Origin of the sequence: Pantoea ananatis PA13 (genome assembly GCF_000233595.1) — a bacterium.
In the GTDB taxonomy this organism is placed as follows: domain Bacteria; phylum Pseudomonadota; class Gammaproteobacteria; order Enterobacterales; family Enterobacteriaceae; genus Pantoea; species Pantoea ananatis.
Genome location: NC_017554.1, coordinates 1,038,289 through 1,059,004, shown reverse-complemented (window position 1 = coordinate 1,059,004; position 20,716 = coordinate 1,038,289). Strand labels below are relative to the sequence as shown.

The 20,716-nt window shown below is 55.0% G+C and carries 22 protein-coding genes; 6 read left to right on the top strand and 16 right to left on the bottom strand.

The features are described from left to right. Window positions 1–82: 82 nt before the first annotated feature. Entirely contained in the window at window positions 83–418 is a 336-nt protein-coding gene (locus tag PAGR_RS05115; protein ID WP_014605175.1) for a zinc ribbon domain-containing protein YjdM, read from the bottom strand. 75 nt (window positions 419–493) lie between these two features. Then, window positions 494–1,576, bottom strand: coding sequence for a lytic murein transglycosylase B (mltB, locus tag PAGR_RS05110; protein WP_013026909.1), 1,083 nt, complete (start codon window positions 1,574–1,576; stop codon window positions 494–496). 341 nt (window positions 1,577–1,917) lie between these two features. Here mltB and mutS point away from each other — a divergent pair, with 341 nt between their 5' ends. From mutS to PAGR_RS05095, 3 genes are all read left to right on the top strand, one after another. Further along, a complete protein-coding gene (mutS, locus tag PAGR_RS05105; protein WP_014605174.1) occupies window positions 1,918–4,479 on the top strand; it encodes a DNA mismatch repair protein MutS in 2,562 nt (853 codons plus the stop codon). A 225-nt stretch (window positions 4,480–4,704) separates the two neighbouring features. After that, window positions 4,705–5,181 carry a helix-turn-helix domain-containing protein gene (locus PAGR_RS05100; protein WP_014605173.1) on the top strand — a complete coding sequence of 159 codons (477 nt, stop codon included), beginning with the start codon at window positions 4,705–4,707 and terminating at the stop codon, window positions 5,179–5,181. 48 nt (window positions 5,182–5,229) lie between these two features. Further along, complete coding sequence (locus PAGR_RS05095; RefSeq protein WP_014594428.1) at window positions 5,230–5,967, top strand: 2-phosphosulfolactate phosphatase; 738 nt, start codon at window positions 5,230–5,232, stop codon at window positions 5,965–5,967. 63 nt (window positions 5,968–6,030) lie between these two features. On the opposite strand, the gene rpoS is transcribed toward PAGR_RS05095, so the two are convergent. From rpoS to cysG, 13 genes are all read right to left on the bottom strand, one after another. After that, window positions 6,031–7,023 (bottom strand): RNA polymerase sigma factor RpoS, encoded by a 993-nt coding sequence (gene rpoS, locus PAGR_RS05090; protein WP_013026913.1) that lies wholly within the window; start codon window positions 7,021–7,023, stop codon window positions 6,031–6,033. Between the two features lie 51 nt (window positions 7,024–7,074). After that, the gene (nlpD, locus tag PAGR_RS05085) at window positions 7,075–8,190 is read right to left on the bottom strand and encodes a murein hydrolase activator NlpD (protein ID WP_013026914.1); all 1,116 of its coding nucleotides are present in this window, start codon (window positions 8,188–8,190) and stop codon (window positions 7,075–7,077) included. A 165-nt stretch (window positions 8,191–8,355) separates the two neighbouring features. Then, complete coding sequence (locus PAGR_RS05080) at window positions 8,356–8,982, bottom strand: protein-L-isoaspartate(D-aspartate) O-methyltransferase (protein ID WP_014605172.1); 627 nt, start codon at window positions 8,980–8,982, stop codon at window positions 8,356–8,358. Further along, window positions 8,976–9,737 (bottom strand): 5'/3'-nucleotidase SurE, encoded by a 762-nt coding sequence (surE, locus tag PAGR_RS05075; protein ID WP_014594429.1) that lies wholly within the window; start codon window positions 9,735–9,737, stop codon window positions 8,976–8,978. The genes PAGR_RS05080 and surE overlap by 7 nt, the downstream gene beginning before the upstream one ends. Before the next feature lie 282 nt (window positions 9,738–10,019). Further along, entirely contained in the window at window positions 10,020–11,060 is a 1,041-nt protein-coding gene (gene truD, locus PAGR_RS05070; protein ID WP_013026917.1) for a tRNA pseudouridine(13) synthase TruD, read from the bottom strand. Next, complete coding sequence (ispF, locus tag PAGR_RS05065) at window positions 11,057–11,539, bottom strand: 2-C-methyl-D-erythritol 2,4-cyclodiphosphate synthase (protein ID WP_013026918.1); 483 nt, start codon at window positions 11,537–11,539, stop codon at window positions 11,057–11,059. The genes truD and ispF overlap by 4 nt, the downstream gene beginning before the upstream one ends. Then, window positions 11,539–12,255 carry a 2-C-methyl-D-erythritol 4-phosphate cytidylyltransferase gene (ispD, locus tag PAGR_RS05060; protein WP_014605171.1) on the bottom strand — a complete coding sequence of 239 codons (717 nt, stop codon included), beginning with the start codon at window positions 12,253–12,255 and terminating at the stop codon, window positions 11,539–11,541. Before ispD ends, ispF begins: the two co-directional genes overlap by 1 nt. Window positions 12,256–12,258: 3 nt before the next feature. After that, window positions 12,259–12,576: a cell division protein FtsB gene (gene ftsB, locus PAGR_RS05055; RefSeq protein ID WP_024471451.1), complete on the bottom strand. Its 318-nt coding sequence runs from the start codon at window positions 12,574–12,576 to the stop codon at window positions 12,259–12,261. A 168-nt stretch (window positions 12,577–12,744) separates the two neighbouring features. Beyond that, window positions 12,745–13,065, bottom strand: coding sequence for a DUF3561 family protein (locus PAGR_RS05050; protein WP_013026921.1), 321 nt, complete (start codon window positions 13,063–13,065; stop codon window positions 12,745–12,747). Window positions 13,066–13,120: 55 nt separating this feature from the next. After that, complete coding sequence (gene cysC / locus PAGR_RS05045; RefSeq protein ID WP_014594432.1) at window positions 13,121–13,726, bottom strand: adenylyl-sulfate kinase; 606 nt, start codon at window positions 13,724–13,726, stop codon at window positions 13,121–13,123. Continuing rightward, window positions 13,726–15,153: a sulfate adenylyltransferase subunit CysN gene (gene cysN, locus PAGR_RS05040; protein ID WP_013026923.1), complete on the bottom strand. Its 1,428-nt coding sequence runs from the start codon at window positions 15,151–15,153 to the stop codon at window positions 13,726–13,728. Before cysN ends, cysC begins: the two co-directional genes overlap by 1 nt. Before the next feature lie 11 nt (window positions 15,154–15,164). Next, window positions 15,165–16,073, bottom strand: coding sequence for a sulfate adenylyltransferase subunit CysD (gene cysD / locus PAGR_RS05035; RefSeq protein ID WP_006120739.1), 909 nt, complete (start codon window positions 16,071–16,073; stop codon window positions 15,165–15,167). An 11-nt stretch (window positions 16,074–16,084) separates the two neighbouring features. Beyond that, on the bottom strand, window positions 16,085–17,500 hold the full coding sequence (cysG, locus tag PAGR_RS05030) for a siroheme synthase CysG (RefSeq protein ID WP_013026925.1): 1,416 nt from the start codon (window positions 17,498–17,500) through the stop codon (window positions 16,085–16,087). A 252-nt stretch (window positions 17,501–17,752) separates the two neighbouring features. Between cysG and PAGR_RS05025 the strand changes: the two genes are divergently transcribed. After that, window positions 17,753–18,763 carry an aminopeptidase gene (locus PAGR_RS05025; protein WP_014605170.1) on the top strand — a complete coding sequence of 337 codons (1,011 nt, stop codon included), beginning with the start codon at window positions 17,753–17,755 and terminating at the stop codon, window positions 18,761–18,763. 9 nt (window positions 18,764–18,772) lie between these two features. Then, window positions 18,773–19,057 (top strand): YciI family protein, encoded by a 285-nt coding sequence (locus PAGR_RS05020; RefSeq protein WP_013026927.1) that lies wholly within the window; start codon window positions 18,773–18,775, stop codon window positions 19,055–19,057. Between the two features lie 67 nt (window positions 19,058–19,124). On the opposite strand, the gene PAGR_RS05015 is transcribed toward PAGR_RS05020, so the two are convergent. Next, window positions 19,125–19,877, bottom strand: coding sequence for an IclR family transcriptional regulator (locus PAGR_RS05015; protein ID WP_013026928.1), 753 nt, complete (start codon window positions 19,875–19,877; stop codon window positions 19,125–19,127). Between the two features lie 362 nt (window positions 19,878–20,239). Between PAGR_RS05015 and PAGR_RS05010 the strand changes: the two genes are divergently transcribed. After that, window positions 20,240–20,632: a RidA family protein gene (locus tag PAGR_RS05010; protein ID WP_013026929.1), complete on the top strand. Its 393-nt coding sequence runs from the start codon at window positions 20,240–20,242 to the stop codon at window positions 20,630–20,632. Window positions 20,633–20,716 lie beyond the last annotated feature (84 nt).

Sequence of the window (20,716 nt, the reverse complement as noted above, 5' to 3'; positions counted from 1 at the left end):
GGGCAGGAGGTCTTTATAAGGGAAAAGCCCGGTCGGGCTGACAGGAATAAGATCGGGCGCAGCGAGCAGGCGCCCGGCAGAATCAGTTCTTTTTCACAAACTCAGATTTGAGCTTCATCGGACCAAATCCGTCGATCTTGCAATCAATATTGTGATCGCCTTCAACCAGCCGGATGCTCTTAACCCGGGTGCCTATTTTCAGCACAGACGAACTGCCTTTGACCTTCAGATCTTTAACGACCGTGACGCTGTCGCCATCGGCGAGTAAATTGCCGTTTGCATCACGAACGATCAAATCCTGACCGCTGTCATCCCCTTCAGCCTGAGTCCAGATATGACCACAGGACGGACAGTTAAGATTTTCAGCATCTTGCCAGGTGTAATCGGCATGGCAAACAGGGCAAGCAGGTAAAGACATAACGGCTCCAGAAAATGAGGACGGCACAGAATAAAGGGCCGTCATCATATATCCTTACAGTTGCTAAGGGTAGTTTTAAAACAGCGATCCCTGACGCGCCTTGCTGACCGCCTCTCCCAGTTGCCACACGGTCATCGCGTAATGCGTGCTGTTGTTGTAGCGGGTAATGGCATAGAAGTTAGGCAAGCCGTACCAGTACTGGTAGCTGGTGCCGAGATCCAGACGGAGCAGGCTGACCTCGTCATGGCCATCCAGCGAACCTTGTGGAGAAAGCCCCGATGCTGCCAGCGTGCTGACGTTGTAACGGGTTTTGAAACCGTTTTCGAGCATGGGTGCCTGACCACTGGCTGGCACGGCAACATTTTCACCCGGACGCCAGCCGTTCTGCTGGAAATAGTGCGCGACACTGCCTATCGCATCGACGGGATCCCACAAATTGATATGGCCGTCACCGTTAAAATCTACCGCATAAGCTTTGTAGGACGATGGCATGAACTGACCGTAGCCCATCGCGCCCGCAAAGGAGCCTTTAAGATCGAGTGGATCGTCCTTCTCATCACGCGCCATGAGCAGGAAGGTCTCCAGCTCACCGCTAAAGTAAGCAGCACGGCGCGGGTAATCAAATGAGAGCGTTGCCAGCGCGTCCAGAATGCGGGTTTTCCCCATGATGCGGCCCCAGCGCGTTTCCACGCCGATAATGCCAACAATAATCTCAGGCGGAACGCCGTAGACCTGCTGCGCACGCTGCAGTGCATCCTGATATTGATTCCAGAACGCGACGCCATTTTGCACGTTATCCGGTGTGATAAATTTATTGCGATAGCGAATCCAGGCACCGTTAGGCCCACTCGGCGGTGTATAGGACGGTGCCTGACGATCCATTAAACGCAGGACGTAGTCCAGCCGCTTAGCCTGGCCAATAATGGCGTGCAGTTGCTCACGGTCGAAGCCGTGTTTCGCCACCATTTTGTCGATGAACTGTTCCGCAACAGGATTGCTGGCGAAGTCACCAAACATCGGCTGAACAGCATGAGACGGCTCCAGCAAAAAGCCGCCTTTAGGCGCAACCAGTTCGGCGGGCGGCTGCGAAGAGTGTGGCTTACTGCTACAGGCGGCAAGCAGGGCAAAAAGCGGAAGGTAAGCAAGCTTAAAACGCATCAGATATCCATATAACAGGCCAGACCAGGGATTTTAATGTTAATCGTTCAACGCGGATACATACAAACGAGATCGTAAAAAAAACACTTTTTTTAACAATCAAACCGGCTGTTTTGTGAAATGCCTCTACTGCTTTCTTTCTCATCAAAAAAATCATTCAGTTGGCGACCCGGCTTTGCTAACTTCGTTACCCGCTGCGGTAAGCCGGATGATGCAGGAGCCGTAAAATGGTACTATTTCCGCGCGGCATATGCAGCATGATGGTCGCTGCTTATCACCCTTGTTTAACCCAGCGAAAACCGTGACGGGAAAAGGAAGAGTCAACCTTGAGTAAGAATGAGATGAACAAAACAGCGCACATGGACTTGAGTACGCACACGCCAATGATGCAGCAATATTTACGCCTCAAGGCTGAGCATCCGGATATCCTGCTGTTTTATCGCATGGGCGATTTCTACGAGCTGTTTTATGACGATGCCAAACGTGCCTCTCAGCTGTTAGACATTTCCTTAACCAAACGCGGCGCCTCGGCAGGCGAGCCGATCCCCATGGCCGGTGTGCCCCATCACGCCGTCGAAAACTATTTAGCCCGGCTGGTACAACTCGGTGAATCAGTCGCCATCTGTGAGCAAATTGGCGACCCTGCGCTGAGTAAAGGCCCGGTGGAACGCAAAGTCGTGCGTATTGTTACCCCGGGCACCATCAGCGATGAAGCCCTGTTACAGGAACGCCAGGATAACCTGCTGGCGGCAATTGTTCAGGGGGCGCGCGGCTATGGTTATGCCACGCTGGATATCAGCTCAGGCCGTTTTCGCCTGAGTGAACCTGCCGATCAGGAAACGATGGCGGCAGAACTGCAGCGAACGAATCCTGCCGAGCTACTTTATCCGGAAGATTTTGCTGCGATGGCGCTTATCGATCAGCGTCGCGGTTTACGTCGCCGTCCGCTTTGGGAGTTTGAAATCGACACGGCGCGTCAGCAGCTCAACATGCAGTTTGGCACACGAGACTTAAACGGTTTTGGTGTTGAGCAGGCGCACCTGGGTCTGCGCGCCGCCGGCTGTCTGCTGCAGTATGTGAAAGATACCCAACGAACCAGCCTTCCCCATATCCGCTCTCTTAGCATGGAGCGTCAGCAGGACAGCATCATTATGGATGCGGCCACGCGCCGTAACCTTGAAATTACGCAAAATCTTGCGGGCGGAACAGAGAACACGCTGGCCGCCGTGCTGGATAAAACCGTCACGCCAATGGGAAGCCGGATGCTAAAGCGCTGGCTGCATATGCCGCTGCGTGACAGTAGTATCATCGCGAAACGACAGGCATCAATTGCAGAGCTGCAACCGCTCAGCGATGTGCTGCAACCCTTTCTGCGCCAGGTCGGTGATTTAGAGCGTATTCTGGCCCGACTGGCGCTGCGAACGGCGCGCCCGCGTGATCTGGCGCGCATGCGCCATGCCTTTCAGCAGTTGCCGGAACTCAACGATCTGCTGGCAAACGCCGAATCCGCCCAATTGAAAACGCTGCGTGCACAGATGGGCGAGTTTAGCGAACTGCGCACTCTGCTTGAGCAGGCCGTTGTCGAATCCCCCCCGGTATTAATCAGGGATGGTGGCGTTATTGCGCCCGGTTATAACGCCGAGCTTGATGAGTGGCGAGCACTCGCCGATGGCGCAACAGATTATCTGGATCGACTGGAAGTTCGCGAACGCGAAAAGCTCGGTCTGGACAGCCTGAAAGTGGGCTTTAACGGCGTTCACGGCTACTACATTCAGGTCAGCCGTGGCCAGAGCCATCAGGTGCCTATCCACTATGTTCGCCGTCAGACGTTGAAGAACGCAGAGCGCTACATCATTCCAGAGCTGAAAGAGTACGAAGATAAAGTCCTTACCTCTAAGGGCAAAGCGCTGGCGCTGGAGAAAAGCCTGTATGAAGGCCTGTTTGACCAGCTGTTGCCGCATCTTGAAGCGCTGCAGCTCAGTGCGGCGGCGCTGGCCGAACTGGATGTCCTGAGTAACCTCGCAGAACGTGCCTGGACACTTAACTACTGCCGTCCCACGCTGCACGACAAGCCCGGGATTAAAATTACCGCCGGCCGCCATCCGGTAGTGGAGCAGGTCCTGAAAGAACCTTTTATCGCGAACCCGCTCTCTCTGGCCCCACAACGCCGCATGTTGATCATCACCGGTCCGAATATGGGCGGTAAAAGTACCTACATGCGCCAGGCGGCATTAATCGCCCTGATGGCCTGGATTGGCAGCTTCGTTCCTGCCGAAGAGGTGGTCATTGGTCCACTGGATCGTATCTTCACCCGTGTGGGCGCGGCAGATGATCTGGCCTCCGGGCGTTCGACCTTTATGGTTGAAATGACCGAGACGGCCAATATTCTGCACAACGCGACAGAAAACAGCCTGGTCCTGATGGATGAAATCGGCCGCGGCACCTCGACGTATGACGGTTTATCGCTGGCCTGGGCCTGTGCGGAAAATCTGGCTAACCGTATTAAAGCGATGACCCTGTTTGCAACGCACTACTTTGAACTGACGACCCTGCCTGAAAAACTGGAAGGCGTGGTTAACGTTCACCTGGATGCAGTTGAACACGGCGATACGATTGCGTTCATGCATAGCGTGCAAGACGGGGCTGCCAGTAAAAGCTACGGACTGGCCGTAGCTGCGCTCGCGGGCGTGCCCAAAGAGGTCATTAAACGGGCGCGCAATAAGCTGAAAGAGCTCGAAACGGTTTCCAGCCAGTCCGCGACGTCAAACATTGACGGCTCGCAGTTGCCGCTGTTGGTGGAAGAAACCTCCCCTGCCGTGGAAGCACTTGAGGCACTGGATCCCGATACGCTGACACCGCGACAGGCGCTGGACTGGATCTATCGCCTTAAATCGCTGGTCTGATCACTGCCGCCCTTGACTGGGCGGCAACTGACTGCGCGTCAACCTTCTCTTGCGCCCGCGTTTCCCATTCTGCTGGCGCATTTTTCTGTTACTGCTTTATGCTATGACCAGCCGTTAAAGCGGTGTCATACTGCTGTCGTGTGCCTGTCGTGCTGCGATCGTGTTCCTGACGACGCTAACCGGGGATGCTGCTTACCGATTGTTTACTCTTTCGGAGACTGCACTATGCGTAACCTGAATAAATTCAGAGAATATCGTCTTGCCCGCGCCTGGTCACAGGAGCAACTGGCCGAAATGGCCGGACTCAGCACCCGAACCGTACAACGCATTGAAAACGGTGATCCACCCAGTCTGGAAACGTTGAGTGCGCTGGCGGCCGTCTTTGCGTGTAAAATCACCGACCTGACCAGCGAGGCATCAGCGGAGAACGGCGAAGCGTTGGACAGCTACATTTCAGATGCCCGACTGCAGCTTGCTGCCGAGAGTCGGTTTTACCGTTCTCTGTTTAGCGCCGTGGTAGTGTGCACACTGCTGTTCGTCCTCAACCACTTTACCTCGCCGAATGAGCGCTGGTCACTTTGGGTCGCTGCTATTTGGGGAGCCTTACTCGTGGTCAGAGCATTACGCCTGTTTATTTTCAAGGAAGCGATCCGCCGTTGGCAGCAAAGACGGCTGCAAAAGTTATTGCGCAGGCAGGGGTAACTTAGCGGGTTGCGCCTTCCTGTTATCCTCACACTTCAGGAACAGCTTATGCACTGGTACAGTCAGGACGCGTTTGCAATTCGTCTCGAATGGGGCATCGCCGCACTGGATCATCTTGCCGGCAATGTGGATGCCATTGTGATAGTGGATGTGATGTCCTTTTCCACCTGCGTCAGTCTTGCCGTGGAGAACGGGGCACGCGTGTATCCCTATCCCTGGAAAGATCAGACTGTCGTCCATTATGCGCAGTCCGTCGGTGCTGTCGCGGCGAACAGCGACAGGCGATTCGGTGGCGAAGGCTACAGCCTGTCGCCCCGAACGTTGCTCAGCGTTCGCCCTGGTGAAAGGTTGGTACTGCCTTCCCCTAATGGCTCCGCAACCTGCTTCCGGGCACGAGAGTGGGGCGTGCCCGTGCTGACAGGCTGTCTGAGAAACCTCACTGCCACCGCCGAGGCCTGCCGCCCCTTTAAACGTCTTTTGATTGTCCCTTGCGGCGAGCGTTGGCCGGACGGGAGCCTTCGCCCCTGTATTGAGGACTATGTGGTTGCCGGGGGGATCATTGCCGCACTTGAGCGAAACTCGCTGTCACCGGAAGCACAGACCGCTGTCGCAGCCTGGCACGCTCATCAGTTGCAGGATTTCACGGCGCTGTTTCACTGTTCGTCAGCAACAGAACTGATACAGCGCGGTTTTCCGGAGGATGTAACACTGTGCCTGACAAAAGATGCGGCCCGTCGGCCCTGTTTTTTGTCAGGCGAGTATTTTGCCCTGCGGGCAGAGGCATAAAACGCAGATAAAAAAAAGCGATGGGGTTAACCATCGCTTTCTGTTGATGTGCTCTGTGACGGCTTATTCGCGGAACAGTGCTTCAATGCTGAGGCCCTGCCCCTGCAGGATTTCACGCAGACGGCGCAAACCTTCAACCTGAATCTGGCGCACACGCTCGCGGGTTAAACCGATTTCACGGCCAACATCTTCGAGCGTTGCCGCTTCATAGCCCAACAGGCCGAAACGACGAGCCAACACTTCGCGCTGCTTAGCGTTCAGTTCGAACAACCATTTAACGATACTTTGTTTCATATCGTCATCTTGCGTAGTGTCTTCTGGGCCGTTGTCTTTTTCATCGGCCAGAATATCCAGCAGCGCTTTCTCAGAATCCCCTCCCAGTGGAGTATCAACTGAGGTAATGCGTTCGTTGAGACGCAACATACGACTAACGTCATCAACCGGTTTATCCAGTTGTTCTGCAATTTCTTCCGCACTCGGCTCATGGTCAAGCTTGTGAGAAAGTTCACGCGCAGTACGCAGATAAACGTTCAGTTCTTTAACAATATGGATTGGCAAACGAATTGTACGGGTCTGGTTCATGATTGCCCGTTCAATGGTCTGACGAATCCACCAGGTGGCATACGTTGAGAAGCGGAATCCACGTTCTGGATCAAACTTTTCAACGGCGCGGATCAGGCCGAGGTTACCTTCTTCAATCAGGTCCAGCAGAGCCAGACCGCGATTGCTGTAACGTCGGGCAATCTTAACCACCAGGCGTAAGTTACTTTCGATCATGCGGCGACGAGAAGGAATATCACCTCGTAATGCGCGGCGAGCAAAGAGAACTTCTTCCTCTGCCGTCAGCAATGGAGAATAGCCAATCTCCCCAAGATAGAGTTGAGTAGCATCAAGTACACGTTGCGTCGCACCCTGCGCCAGCAACTCCTCTTCTGCTACATCATTGTCGCCAGATTCATTTTCAACGAGTGCCTTCTCATCAAAAATCTCTGCTCCATTCTCTTCGAATTCCGCGTTCTCATGTAACTCGTTTACTTTCAGCGTATTCTGGCTCATAAGTGGCTCCTACCCGTGATTCCAGGGCAGATTCCTGAGGACTCTGCCGGATTATCGCTGCGGCAAATAACGCAACGGGTTTACGGATTTCCCCTTGTAACGAATTTCAAAGTGTAATCTAACTGAACTGGTTCCGGTGCTACCCATGGTAGCGATCTTTTGCCCAGCCTTAACTTCCTGTTGTTCCCGGACCAGCATTGTATCGTTATGGGCGTAGGCACTCAGGTAATCATCATTGTGTTTGATGATGATTAAATTACCGTAACCACGAAGCGCATTGCCTGCGTAAACCACCCTTCCTGAAGCAGTGGCTACAATTGGCTGTCCGCGCGAACCTGCGATATCGATGCCTTTGTTGCCACCCTCGGCGGCAGAGAAGTTATCGATGATCTTACCTTCAGTTGGCCAACGCCAGCTTCCCACAGGGGTTGAACTGTTAGTTGTACTGCTAACCGTAGGCGGTGCGGTAACGGCTGGAGCTGTTGTCGTTGCAACATTTGCTCCCTTCGAAGGCAACAATTTGCTGCCACTCGATTCACCCGAATCATCAGAATACGTAATAACAGGCTGCTGTGCAACAGGGGCCTGTTTTATTTGTGGTGCACTCACAACGCCGCTTTGCGTTGCATCTGCAGCGGTGATGGCGTTGCCACCGGTAATGGGCTGACCCGAGCCGTTGTCAACCTGTAGCGTCTGTCCCACATTCAGGCTGTAAGGGGCCTGAACATTGTTGCGCTGCGCTAAATCGCGGAAGTCATTGCCCGTAATCCAGGCGATATAGAACAAGGTATCCCCACGTTTTACGGTGTAGGTCTGGCCAGAATAGCTACCTTTAGGAATATTCTGATAACTTCTGTTGTACACAATCCGGCCATTTTCAGTTTGCACATTATTATTATTGGCACTAATGATTCCCGAATTGTTCTGCGGTAAAGGTGTACTACGGCTTAACATTCCGCCCTGCGGTGGCACAGAGGGCACGCCGCCGGTGGCTGGCGCAGTACCAGAGCCAGCCATATTACTGTTGTCATTAACGCTGTTGCTGTCGCCGATATTGCTTATAGGCGCCTGAGTATTATCGCCTGAACTACAGCCTGCCAGCCAAAAACTCACCAGTGAAAGCGCCGCCAGACGGCGTAACTGAAAAATTGTGCTTCCCGTGCTCATTAATCCCCCGTGGTGGCAACCTTTAAAAAACTGACTTACTCGTCTCACCAGCACAATACACTGTGCGGCACGTTAAACGCTGGATTTTCGTTGAATGAACTGGATAGTAGCAATATCAACTACCTGATTCCATGAAACAGTTATGAAGAAATGCTAACAAGGCAGTCAGGCCAGATCGCCCTGAACTAAGGGAACGAAACGGACCGGCTCAATGGTTTCTTCTGTAATCTCATTGCCGCGGCGGCGCAGACGCTTTAACACCTGCTGCTCCTCACCTACGGGCAGCACCATAATGCCGCCTTCCGCCAGTTGCGCTATCAGCGCAATCGGAATTTCAGGCGGTGCCGCGGTAACGATAATGGCATCAAAAGGGCCACGAGACGGCCAACCCTGCCAGCCATCGCCGTGTCGGGTTGAAACATTGTGTAAATCAAGCTGTTTCAGGCGCCGTTTGGCCTGCCACTGCAGGCCTTTAATGCGCTCGACCGAGTAAACGTGTTCAACCAGGTGGGCGAGGATGGCGGTCTGGTAGCCGGAACCGGTGCCAATCTCCAGCACGCGCGCGTGCTCTGTCAGCGCCAGCAACGCGGTCATGCGTGCCACCATATAGGGCTGCGAGATGGTTTGACCGGACCCGATGGGCAGCGCCATGTTGTCCCAGGCTTTGTGCTCGAAGGCTTCATCAATAAAGCGTTCGCGCGGGACATCGGCAATGGCTTTTAACAGGTGCTCATCTTTAATGCCCTGTTGACGCAGCTGTGACAGCAATGTCTCAATACGCCGACTTACCATGCCAGGTGTACCTCAGCGTTGGCCAGCCAGGTGCTGAGAACAGCCTGCGCATTATGCGCAGTCAGATCGACGTGCAATGCAGTCACTGACACATAGCCCTCATCCACGGCGGCAAAGTCAGTCTCAGGGCCCGCATCCAGTTTTTCACCGGGCGGGCCAATCCAGTACAGCGGATTACCACGAGGGTCGGTTTGCGCAATCACCCGATCGGCCGGATGACGGCTGCCGCAGCGCGTGACGCGAATGCCCTTTATTTCAGCCAGAGGCAAATCGGGCACGTTGATATTTAAGATGCGTCCGGTGCGCAGCGGTTGTTGCGTCAGCGCTTTAAGAATGGCACAGGTCACTGCCGCGGCAGTGTCATAGTGCAGCTGGCCATTTAACGATACCGCCACGGCGGGCAATCCCAGATGGCGGCCCTCCATTGCGGCCGCTACCGTACCGGAATAGATCACATCATCCCCCAAATTGGGGCCGGCATTAATGCCTGACACCACGATGTCTGGCCGGGGCTGCATAAGCGCATTCACGCCCAAATAAACGCAATCGGTGGGCGTCCCCATTTGCACGGCAATATCCCCATTGTCATGGGTAAAGGTGCGCAACGGGGTTTCCAGCGTCAATGAGTTAGAGGCACCACTGCGATTACGATCCGGTGCCACAACCTGCACCTCGGCAAATTGACGCAAAGCCTTTGCCAGCGTCTGAATACCAGGCGCGTGGATGCCATCATCGTTGCTGAGCAATATCCGCATTTAATTCTGACCTTTTCTGTTCAACCGGGCCGCCGTTATATGGACCTGTTTTGAGGCATGGCAACAAGTTAAGAGTGGACAGCGACTTTTGCATTCTAGCGGTGAGCGAGAGGAAGTGGTAGGCGAAAATCAAACGAGCGGGCAGGAAAAGAGCAAGGTTGCCACGATGTGGAAGCATCTGGAACAATGAAATACGCACACTGCCATGCCAACGGGCCGCCTAGGCGGCTCGTTGGCAGCTTGGCGACGAGGCCGGTTCTGATACACAGGCGACGTCGCGGCTTATTCGTCAGGCATATCAAGTAACTCGGTGCTGTTGAGCAACTCCCGGACAACGCTGGTGGCAAAGCTGCCTGCGGGCAGCCAGAATTGCATCTCCAGCGTGGCCTCATCCTGCCAGCGCCAGCGCAGGTCGCGCGGAACCACCAGCATCGCCCGGCGCCCGGCATCCACGCGCTCACGCTCAAGCAGACCGCGCAGCTCACCGGCATCGGCCAGGCACTGCTGTTCAAAAGCCAGCGCATCCGCCTGAGGGCCGGGCTCGCCCTGCCCCGGTAACGGTGCCGTAATGCGAAGCGCATGCTGATTAACACGCGTCTGCAGCTCGGCCAGCTCTTCCGGCTGGGCAACGAACCAGCTGCCGCGACCGGTAAGCTGCAGTGCATCCCCGTTCATAACCTGGGTTAATCCGCCCTGCTGCGCTAAACGCATGCTGGTCACCTGATTAAACAGCGCACTGCGCGCCGCCGAGAGCATCAGTCCGCGCTTGCTGCGATCGCGTATCTGAATCTCGTTCCGCGCTAACTTTGCTGCCGTCACCAGGTTATTGCCGTTGCGGCCAAAGCGTTGTTCGCCAAAATAGTTGGGCACGCCGTTATCACGGATGCTAACCAGCCGCGCCTCTGTTTCCTCACGATGGCTGACCTGCCGGATCACCAGCCGGAATGCATTTCCCGCCAGGGCACCGATGCGCAGCTTGCGCTTATGGCGCACCACCTCAAGTATGTCAACGCCGTCCAGCGCAAACCCCGCCAGAACGGGCATGGAATTGCCGGGGACGCGAAAGCAAAGCGTCTGTTCAGTGACCGCGTGGCGATCTTTCATGCCCGCATAGCTCAGGTCGCGTACGCTGACCTTCATAAACTTCGCCAGTGCTTCGGCAACAAAACGGGTATTGGCGCCGCTTTTGCGAATGCGCACCAGCACGTGCTCACCCTCGCCATCCGGCTGATAACCCAAATCTTCCACGACCACGAAATCTTCCGGTGTCGCTTTAATCACGCCTGTCGCCTTTGGCGTACCCTGCAGGTAGTGCAGCGTCATGCCGGTTCTACTTTCAACAGTAAGGCCACCGCTTCACAGGCAATACCTTCACCCCGACCGGTAAAACCGAGTTTCTCGGTGGTGGTGGCTTTAACGTTAACCTGGTCCATGTGGCAGCCCAGATCTTCGGCAATGTTAATGCGCATTTGCGGCACGTGCGGCAGCATTTTAGGTGCCTGGGCAATCAGCGTGACATCGACGTTGCCAATGCAGTAGCCTTTAGCCTCAATGCGACGCCATGCTTCACGCAACAGCCCGCGGCTGTCCGCGCCTTTGAACGCCGGATCGGTGTCCGGGAACAGCTTGCCAATATCGCCCATGGCCACCGCGCCCAACAGCGCATCGGTGAGCGCATGCAGCGCCACATCACCATCGGAATGGGCAATAAAGCCATACTCAAATGGGATTCGCACACCGCCAATCACCAGCGGACCTTCTCCACCGAAGGCGTGAACGTCAAAACCGTGACCGATACGCATTATGTGCTCTCCTTTGACTGAATCTGACTGAGATAAAAAGCCGCCAGGGCTAAGTCTTCCGGGCGGGTAACTTTGATGTTGTCGCTACGGCCTGTTACCAGCTCAGGATGATAACCGCAGTACTCCAGCGCCGAGGCTTCGTCGGTAATGGTCGCCCCTTCTTTCAAGGCTCGCATCAGGCTGGCCGTCAGTAAGGCACGGGGGAAAAATTGCGGGGTTAAAGCGTGCCACAGGTTGTCGCGATCGACAGTGTGCGCAATCGCCGCCTGACCAGGCTCGCCGCGTTTCATGGTGTCACACACGGGTGCCGCCAGAATGCCGCCCGTTTTGCTGGTTTCCCGCAACTGCAGCAGACGATCCAGGTCGTCAGGATGCAGGCAAGGCCGTGCCGCATCGTGAACCAGCACCCAGCTGGCACCCTGAGCTGCCTGCAGGCCGGCCAGAACCGACTCCGCGCGCGTATCGCCCCCGATGACGCAAATCACGCGCGGATCGTCTGCCAGGGGCAAAGCAGCAAAGTGCCGATCGTCTGGGCTTAACGCGACGATAACCTGCGAGACGGCTGGATGGGAAAACAGACGGGCAATGCTGTGTTCCAGAAGGGTGTGCTGACCAATCGTCAGATACTGTTTAGGGCAGGTTGCCTGCATGCGGCTGCCGATACCGGCAGCGGGCACAACGGCAATCACATCCGCAGAGTGGGACCGATTGTTCATGTTTTATCGTTGTTGGTTTTGCGCGGCTTGTTGCGCGTTGCGTTTGTTCTGGTCAGGGACCAGACGATAGAAGGTTTCACCAGGCTTAATCATGCCTAATTCGCTGCGTGCGCGTTCCTCAATCGCTTCAGAGCCGCCATTGAGATCGTCAATTTCAGCAAAGAGTTGATCGTTGCGCATTTTCAATTTGGCGTTATTCGCCTTTTGTACCGCAACGTCATCGTTGACGCGCGTAAAGTCATGGATGCCGTTCTTACCCAGCCACAATGAATATTGCAGCCAACCCAACAGCACCAACAGCAGTAACGTCAGTTTTCCCATCCCGCCCCCTAAAAACGGCCCAATCATCCCATAACTTTACCCAGGACTCCACACTGGCAGTAAAAATGGCGTGCAATGCCGTTTATGCAGACAAAAAAGGGAGGAAAAGATCGGACGCAAAGCAGGAAAACTTTTGTAACCTGCTGCTGCGTTTGGACATCAGTGTCCTTACCAGCGGGACAGAAACAGGAACAGTAACCAGAACTGACAGGCCACCGCAGCAACGCAGATCAGAACGGTCCAGAGCAGTTGCCCACGGAGCCAGGTATTCAATACCATCCCTGTGAGAACGGAAACGGGAAACAGGGCCAGGAAAAAGGGCCACGTGTAGAGGAAGAAAAACAGCGTGCTGGAGCCGTACAACAGGAAAGGTATGGCAAGCGCGCACCAGTAACAGATAAAGCCAATGACGCCTCCAGGAAGGACGGAACGAGGCTCATCCGGTGTACGGTGGTCTTTGCGTGCCAGCATGGGAGTAATGTTCTGCATAAATATCCTGTCAACGCGAAGGCGGCAAAACGAAAGGCGCTTTGCCGCTGTCTGTTCAGGAACTGATAATATCGCGCTGACGCAGCAGATCTAACAATTGGGCCGTCAGTTTTGTAACCAATTGTTCCCCGTTAAGCCAGATTTCTGGCTGGTCCGGCGCTTCATAAACGCTGTCTATTCCGGTGAAATTCTGTAACTCGCCTGCACGGGCTTTTTTGTACAACCCTTTAGGATCGCGCGCTTCACACACTGCCAGCGGCGTGTCGACAAAAACCTCGATAAACCGGTCGCTGTCCAGCAGATCGCGCACCATCTGGCGCTCGGCACGGTGCGGTGAGATAAAGGCGGTAAGGACGACCAAACCGGCATCCACCATCAGTTTGGCTACCTCGCCTACACGGCGGATATTCTCTTTACGATGTTCATCGCTAAAGCCCAGATCGCGACACAACCCGTGACGGACATTATCGCCGTCCAGCAGATAGGTGCTGACACCGATGCGGTGTAGCGCCTGCTCCAGCGCCCCCGCAACGGTGGATTTACCGGACCCCGAAAGGCCGGTAAACCACAGTACCACGCCCTGATGGCCATGTTGCTGTTCGCGTGCCTGCTGCGTAACCGGATGGTCATGCCATACTACGTTTTCATCGTGTTGGGCCATTACTGACCGCCCAGCAGATCGCGCGCATTCCAGTGCGGGAAGTGGCGACGGACCAGTGCATTAAGCTCGAGTTCGAACGCGCTGAACTCGCCGTTGTGCTGCGGCCGATCGTTCAGTGGCTCATGAATCAGCCCCGCGCCTACGGTGACGTTACTCAGACGGTCAATAATGATCATGCCGCCGGTTACGGGATTTTGCTGATAGCTGTCAAGCACCAGCGGCTCATCAAACGTAAACTCAGCAAGGCCAATCCCGTTCAGCGGCAGATTGTCCACCTGCCGTTTCTCCAGTGAATTAATCTCAACCTGGTGAATGACCTTTTCCACTCGTCCACGGGCTTTCTTACCGGCGATTTTTACATCGTAGCTCTGCCCGGCCTGAAGCGGCTGCTCTGCCATCCACACCACATCGACGGTGGCGGACTGAACGGCGCGCAGCTCGGCGCTGGCGTCCACTAACAGATCGCCACGGCTGATATCGATTTCGTCGTTCAGGACCAGCGTAATGGCCTCGCCCGCTCCCGCTTCCTGCAGATCGCCGTCAAAGGTCACAATGCGGGCAATGGTGGACTCCACGCCTGAAGGCAGGACTTTAACGCGCTGTCCCACTTTCACCACGCCAGAGGCCAGCGTACCGGCATAACCGCGGAAGTCGAGATTGGGACGATTAACATACTGCACCGGGAAACGCATCGGCTGGTGATCCACCACCGCGTTTAACTCCACGGTTTCCAGAACGTCGAGTAACGTCGGGCCGCTGTACCACGGCATGCTCTGGCTCTGTGAGGCGACGTTTTCGCCTTCCAGCGCCGACATCGGCACAAAGCGAATATCCAGATCTTCAGGCAACTGGCCGGCAAAATCGAGGTAATCCTGCTTGATCTGCTCAAACACAGACTGCTGGTAATCCACCAGATCCATTTTGTTTATCGCCACAACCAGATGCTTGATGCCCAGCAGCGTCGAAATAAAGCTGTGGCGACGCGTCTGATCCAGTACGCCTTTGCGGGCGTCGATCAGCAGGATCGCCAGGTCACAGGTTGATGCGCCCGTTGCCATATTGCGGGTGTACTGCTCATGGCCTGGCGTGTCAGCGATGATGAACTTACGCTTTTCGGTGGAGAAATAGCGATAGGCGACATCAATGGTGATCCCCTGCTCGCGCTCGGCCTGTAAACCATCGACCAGCAGCGCCAGATCCAGTTTCTCGCCCTGGGTGCCGTGACGTTTGCTGTCGCTTTGTAATGAAGACAGCTGATCTTCATAGATCTGACGCGTGTCATGCAGCAAGCGGCCAATCAGCGTACTTTTGCCGTCATCGACGCTGCCGCAGGTCAGAAAACGCAGCAGGCTTTTATGTTGTTGTGCGGTCAGCCAGGCTTCAACGCCGCCCTGTTCGGCAATCTGTTGTGCAATTACGGTATTCATCTGGCGTCTCCTTAGAAATAACCCTGACGTTTTTTCAGTTCCATCGAACCGGACTGATCGCGGTCAATCACACGGCCCTGACGCTCGCTGGTGGTGGAAACCAGCATCTCTTCAATAATCTCAGGCAAGGTTTGCGCTTCAGATTCCACCGCACCGGTCAACGGCCAGCACCCAAGGGTACGGAAACGAACCATGCGCTGTTTGATCACTTCACCTGGCTGGAGGTTAATTCGATCGTCATCGATCATCATCAACATGCCATCACGTTCCAGTACGGGACGCGGCGCGGCCAGATAAAGCGGCACGATCTCAATGTTTTCCAGGAAGATGTATTGCCAGATATCCAGCTCGGTCCAGTTAGACAGCGGGAAAACACGGATGCTCTCACCTTTGTTAATCTGGCCGTTGTAGTTGTGCCACAGTTCCGGGCGCTGATTTTTTGGGTCCCAGCGGTGAAAACGGTCACGGAACGAGTAAATACGCTCTTTGGCACGTGACTTCTCTTCATCCCGACGGGCGCCGCCGAAGGCCGCATCAAAGCCGTACTTGTTCAGCGCCTGCTTCAGGCCTTCGGTTTTCATAATGTCGGTGTGCTTGGCGCTGCCGTGCACAAAGGGGTTGATCCCCATCGCCACCCCTTCGGGATTGCGATGTACCAACAGCTCCGCGCCCATCGCTTTGACGGTGCGGTCGCGGAATTCATACATCTCGCGAAATTTCCAGCCGGTGTCCACGTGCAGCAACGGGAACGGCAACGTGCCTGGGTAGAAGGCCTTACGCGCCAGATGCAGCATGACTGAGGAATCCTTGCCGATGGAATACATCATGACCGGATTGCCGAATTCGGCTGCCACTTCGCGGATAATATGGATGCTCTCCGCCTCCAGTTGGCGCAGATGAGTGAGTCGTTTTTGGTCCATCGTTTTTCCTCTCAAGCCAGATTGACAACGGCGGACTCGCGAGCCCCCTGCTGTGCCGAATGCTGAAACCAGGCCAGTTGCCCGTGTAAATTAACCACTTCCCCAATCACCAGCAGGGCCGGGGAAGGCGCTGACGCTGCCAGCGTCTCCAGATGTTCGAGTGTGCCGGTCAATACCTGTTGATCCGGTCGGGTACCGCGCCCAATCACCGCAACCGGTGTTGAGGCGGCGCGCCCATGAAGAATAAGCTGCTGGCTGATGTGAGCCGCCTTGACAGCGCCCATGTAGATCGCCAGCGTCTGACGGGCACGCGCGAGGGATGGCCAGTCAATATCATCGCCATCCGGACGGCAGTGTCCGGTGATAAACAGCACGCTTTGTGCGTAATCACGGTGCGTCAGCGGAATGCCGGCATAGGCGGTAGCCCCTGCGGCGGCCGTTACGCCAGGCACGACCTGGAATGGAATGCCCGCTTGCTGCGCCGCCTGCAACTCTTCGCCGCCGCGGCCAAAAATAAAGGGATCGCCGCCTTTAAGGCGCACCACACGTTTGCCTTTCTGCGCCAGCTGCACCATCAACTGGTTAATTTCGTCCTGCGGCAGGAGATGGGCGCTGGCACGCTTGCCTACGCAGATACGATCGGCATCGCGCCGGACCAGATCGAGCACCTCATCGCTGACGAGATGATCGTAGAGCACCACGTCCGCCAACTGCATCACCTGCAGTCCGCGCAGGGTTAACAGGCCGCTGTCGCCGGGCCCCGCGCCAACCAGAATAATTTCGCCCTGTCGGGGCGGCTGATCGCCCAGTTCGCTATCCAGCGTCTGTTTAGCGGCCGTAACGTCGCCCGTCGCCATCTGACTGGCAAAACGGCCATTAAATATTCTTTCCCAGTAACGACGGCGATCGGACATACGGCTGAAGCGAGCTTTGACTTTGTCACGCCACTGACCCGCCAGCTCGGCCATTTGGCCCAGATGGGATGGCAGCAGCGTTTCGAGTTTCTCGCGCAGCATGCGGGCCAGCACCGGCGCGGTGCCACTGGAGGAGATCGCCACGACCAGTGGCGAGCGATCAACAATAGAGGGGAAAATAAAGCTGCATTTAGGCTGATCGTCTACCACGTTTACCAGCTTGTGGCGGGCATTCGCTTCGTCATAGACCTGCGCATTCAGCGCATTGTCATCGGTAGCGGCAATGACCAGAAAGACCTTGTCGAGCTGAGCGGGTTCAAAGGACGTGGCCAGCCATTCAAGCTGCTGTTCATCCAGCAAAGCCTGTAACTCGGGGCAGAGTTCGCGTGAGGCGATTTGAATGCGCGCCCCGGCCCGACGCAGCAGCTCAATCTTGCGCGCCGCGATATCTCCGCCGCCGACGACCAGTACGGGTCGACCTGCGAGATCGGCAAAAAGAGGCAAATAATCCACGTTAACCCTAGTGTTGTTACGAAGCGTTATCGCGACTATACGTTCACAGGTTTATTGAGATGAAATTACGAATTGGAATGAGATGTTACCGAATGGAATAACGCCCGGCAAAAGCTCAGAACAAAATGTGCTTAGCGAATGATCTTATGAGGCTTTCCGGACGATTCAAATTGTGTAATCACCGTCACAGTTTCATACTAGGCACAAAAAAATATGGCCCTTTTTTACGGAATGATCCACAAGGAACCCGACATGTCTGCCTTTCTCCGCCTGGCCGTACTGCTTGGCGGCTGCATTATTTTCAGCGCTCAGGCCGTGACCGACCTGACCGGGCACTTTGCTGAGCAACAGGTTCGTCATATTGCCACCTATTTTCCCGGCCGCATGAGCGGAAGCCCGGCTGAACTGATGGCGGCCGACTATCTGCAGCAGCAGTTTACCCAACTCGGTTTTGAAACTAATACCCGGCAGTTTAATACCGGCTACAGCTGGCATGAAAATGACGGCACCTCGCGCTGGCATAAGCTTACTGCTACATCGGTTATTGCCGCGCGTGAAGGCAGTGCGCCCCAGGAAATCCTGGTTGTCGCCAGCCTGGATACCTGGATTCCGCTTACCCGCAGTGAAACCGCGCGCAGCGTAGGCGGATTGCGTTTGCAAGGCGTTGATGACAATGCATCCGGGCTTGGCGTGATGCTGGAACTGGCCCGGCAGATGAGTCATAAACCGCTCCATTATGGCGTGCGCTTTGTCGCGCTCAGCGCCAGCGAATCACAGTTGCACGGCATGGAAGACTATGTGGCACGCATGAGTGAGAAAGAGAAAAAAAATACGCTGCTGGTGATCGATCTCAACAGCCTGATTACGGGCGACCACCTTTATTTCAACAGCGGCATCAACACGCCGCGCGCCGTGCGTAAACAGACCAGCGAACGCGCCTTACTGCTGGCTCGCCGCTATGGCATTTCTGCCGTCAGTCGTCAGATGAAGAGCACTGATTTTCAGGGCATCAATCCTTTCGACGCGGCAGGATTCCCTTTGCTTGATGTCACTGCGCGAAACTGGAACCTGGGCAGCAAGGATGGTGAACAGCAACGCACCCGTTCCCGGCATTTCCCGGATGGCACGACCTGGCATCAGACCGATCGCGATAATCTGGATTTTTTAGATCACTGGCTACCCGGCCGGATTGGTCTTCGTACCCATGACAGCGTTAAAGTGCTGCTGCCATTGCTGAGCGAGTTAACCAACCCCAAAGTGTGAGGACAGACGATGTATGTCATTTACCTGAGTTATTTTCGACCCATCGAGGAAGTGGAAGCCCTGCTGGCACCCCATATAACGTGGCTGGATCGCTATTTTGACAACGGTGAGTTTATTGCTGCCGGCCGCAAAGATCCCCGCACGGGCGGCATGATCATGGTAAGAGACATGGATCGCGCCCGGCTGGATACGATTCTGGCGGAAGATCCCTTTGTCGCCGTGGCCCATTATGAGGTCACAAAGGTCAACGTGACGCGCACAGCCGATGCGTTTGCGGGGCTGAAAGACCTGTAGCCCCTGAGCCAACAGCGCCGGGCGCCTCGTTTCCCCACGCGGCGCTGCTTTCAACTTGCCCGTCGGCTCAGGTAAAGTCAGACAGCTTCTGACCCGCGTTAATTAAGGTTTTCAGCAGCATCTGACGCCGCGCTTCTGGTGTATCCCGGCTTACCATAAAACAGATGGCCGCCACCGCCAGATCGTTGCGGGCGCGAATAGGCGCAGCCATACAGCAGGTAAAGCTCTCTGACAGCCCTTCCGTCATCGAGTAGCCAAGATGCCCGGCCCGGTGAATGTCAGCCAGAAAGTCCTGCTTATCCAGCACCTTCCCGTTCGCCAGCTGGTAATCCTCTTCTGGGATCAGGGCCAAAATCGCCTCATCGCTCCAGTTACTCAGCAGCAAGCGGCCGGTGGCTGTCCAGGGAATCGGGATTTTAACGCCGATATCGGAGGTTATCTTGAACGGATGGGCATTGCTCTCTGACAGCACCACCGTGTATTTATTGCCTTCCAGCATACACAGCTGCACGGTTTCACCATGCTCAGCAACCATCTCGATCATTAACTGATGGGCACGACGGATCAGGGGATTGTGCGCCATATAATCTGCACCGTAATAGTGCATTTCACGGCCAAAATAGATACTGCCTTCCGAATCAATTTCGACCAGCCCCGCCTCACTCAACAGATTAACCAGTTCATACACGCTTGAGCGGGGCGCGCCCGTCGCCTCGATCAGTTCACGCATCGCCATGGGCTGGCGGGCAACGTGTAACTGACGAAAAATCGCGATCACACGGTCCACGCCACGTGCTCTGGCGGGTTTATCTTCCTGCATACCCTTATTCTCCTGCCGGGATCGTCACGTTAAGGTTGATGTAATACATCATACACAGCCCACTTTGTTTTACCTACGGTCGCGCACGCTATCCCGCCTTTTCTTTTTTTCGCGACATGCTATTTATCAGGGCACCAAAAGAGCGCACTCAATAATGATAAAAAGAGATCTTCATCACCATTTATTTAAAAAACTTATCATTAATGGCAAATATTCGTGAAGCCAGTTGTAAAGCATCAAAATAATCCCTGATCAGGCTATTGCAAAAGAAATAACATTGTGCAAATCTCGACCTATCCGGTATTGCAGATTTGATTCCGGTATATCAGACAAGCTACAGGAATGATTCTAAGGGCACAAGCATGACAATCAAGCGCTATGGCACAGAGGGCGGTGTCGGTACCGGAGGACAAAAGCTGCCTTTTGCCCGTGCGGTAGAAGCCGACGGCTGGCTGTATATCTCAGGGCAGACGCCAATGAAAGGCGGCGAGGTCGTTGAAGGCGGCATCATTGAGCAGACGCGCCTGGCCTTCGACAACTGTCTGACCATTATGCAGGAAGCAGGCTATCGGATTCAGGATGTGGTGCATGTGACGGCTGTCCTGACGGATGCACGTTACTTCAGCTCATTTAATAAAGTGTTTAGTGAGCTTTTTCATGATAACCCGCCCGCCCGTATTTGCAGCGTGCAGGACCTGGTTGTGGATTGCAAAGTCGAAGTCGATATGACGTGTTTTAATGCCGAACGGAAATAAAAGCTGATTCTTATCTCCCCGGCCAGAAATAAACGCATTCGGTATAAAAGTGATAATTAAAAAACGTCTCTCCACATTATTTAA

Bases quoted from the DNA above. Each gene is read 5' to 3' on its own strand.
- PAGR_RS05115 (WP_014605175.1), bottom strand. From the start codon at position 418: ATGTCTTTACCTGCTTGCCCTGTTTGCCATGCCGATTACACCTGGCAA.
- mltB (WP_013026909.1), bottom strand. From the start codon at position 1,576: ATGCGTTTTAAGCTTGCTTACCTTCCGCTTTTTGCCCTGCTTGCCGCC.
- mutS (WP_014605174.1), top strand. From the start codon at position 1,918: ATGAACAAAACAGCGCACATGGACTTGAGTACGCACACGCCAATGATG.
- PAGR_RS05100 (WP_014605173.1), top strand. From the start codon at position 4,705: ATGCGTAACCTGAATAAATTCAGAGAATATCGTCTTGCCCGCGCCTGG.
- PAGR_RS05095 (WP_014594428.1), top strand. From the start codon at position 5,230: ATGCACTGGTACAGTCAGGACGCGTTTGCAATTCGTCTCGAATGGGGC.
- rpoS (WP_013026913.1), bottom strand. From the start codon at position 7,023: ATGAGCCAGAATACGCTGAAAGTAAACGAGTTACATGAGAACGCGGAA.
- nlpD (WP_013026914.1), bottom strand. From the start codon at position 8,190: ATGAGCACGGGAAGCACAATTTTTCAGTTACGCCGTCTGGCGGCGCTT.
- PAGR_RS05080 (WP_014605172.1), bottom strand. From the start codon at position 8,982: ATGGTAAGTCGGCGTATTGAGACATTGCTGTCACAGCTGCGTCAACAG.
- surE (WP_014594429.1), bottom strand. From the start codon at position 9,737: ATGCGGATATTGCTCAGCAACGATGATGGCATCCACGCGCCTGGTATT.
- truD (WP_013026917.1), bottom strand. From the start codon at position 11,060: ATGACGCTGCACTACCTGCAGGGTACGCCAAAGGCGACAGGCGTGATT.
- ispF (WP_013026918.1), bottom strand. From the start codon at position 11,539: ATGCGTATCGGTCACGGTTTTGACGTTCACGCCTTCGGTGGAGAAGGT.
- ispD (WP_014605171.1), bottom strand. From the start codon at position 12,255: ATGAACAATCGGTCCCACTCTGCGGATGTGATTGCCGTTGTGCCCGCT.
- ftsB (WP_024471451.1), bottom strand. From the start codon at position 12,576: ATGGGAAAACTGACGTTACTGCTGTTGGTGCTGTTGGGTTGGCTGCAA.
- PAGR_RS05050 (WP_013026921.1), bottom strand. From the start codon at position 13,065: ATGCAGAACATTACTCCCATGCTGGCACGCAAAGACCACCGTACACCG.
- cysC (WP_014594432.1), bottom strand. From the start codon at position 13,726: ATGGCCCAACACGATGAAAACGTAGTATGGCATGACCATCCGGTTACG.
- cysN (WP_013026923.1), bottom strand. From the start codon at position 15,153: ATGAATACCGTAATTGCACAACAGATTGCCGAACAGGGCGGCGTTGAA.
- cysD (WP_006120739.1), bottom strand. From the start codon at position 16,073: ATGGACCAAAAACGACTCACTCATCTGCGCCAACTGGAGGCGGAGAGC.
- PAGR_RS05025 (WP_014605170.1), top strand. From the start codon at position 17,753: ATGTCTGCCTTTCTCCGCCTGGCCGTACTGCTTGGCGGCTGCATTATT.
- PAGR_RS05020 (WP_013026927.1), top strand. From the start codon at position 18,773: ATGTATGTCATTTACCTGAGTTATTTTCGACCCATCGAGGAAGTGGAA.
- PAGR_RS05015 (WP_013026928.1), bottom strand. From the start codon at position 19,877: ATGCAGGAAGATAAACCCGCCAGAGCACGTGGCGTGGACCGTGTGATC.
- PAGR_RS05010 (WP_013026929.1), top strand. From the start codon at position 20,240: ATGACAATCAAGCGCTATGGCACAGAGGGCGGTGTCGGTACCGGAGGA.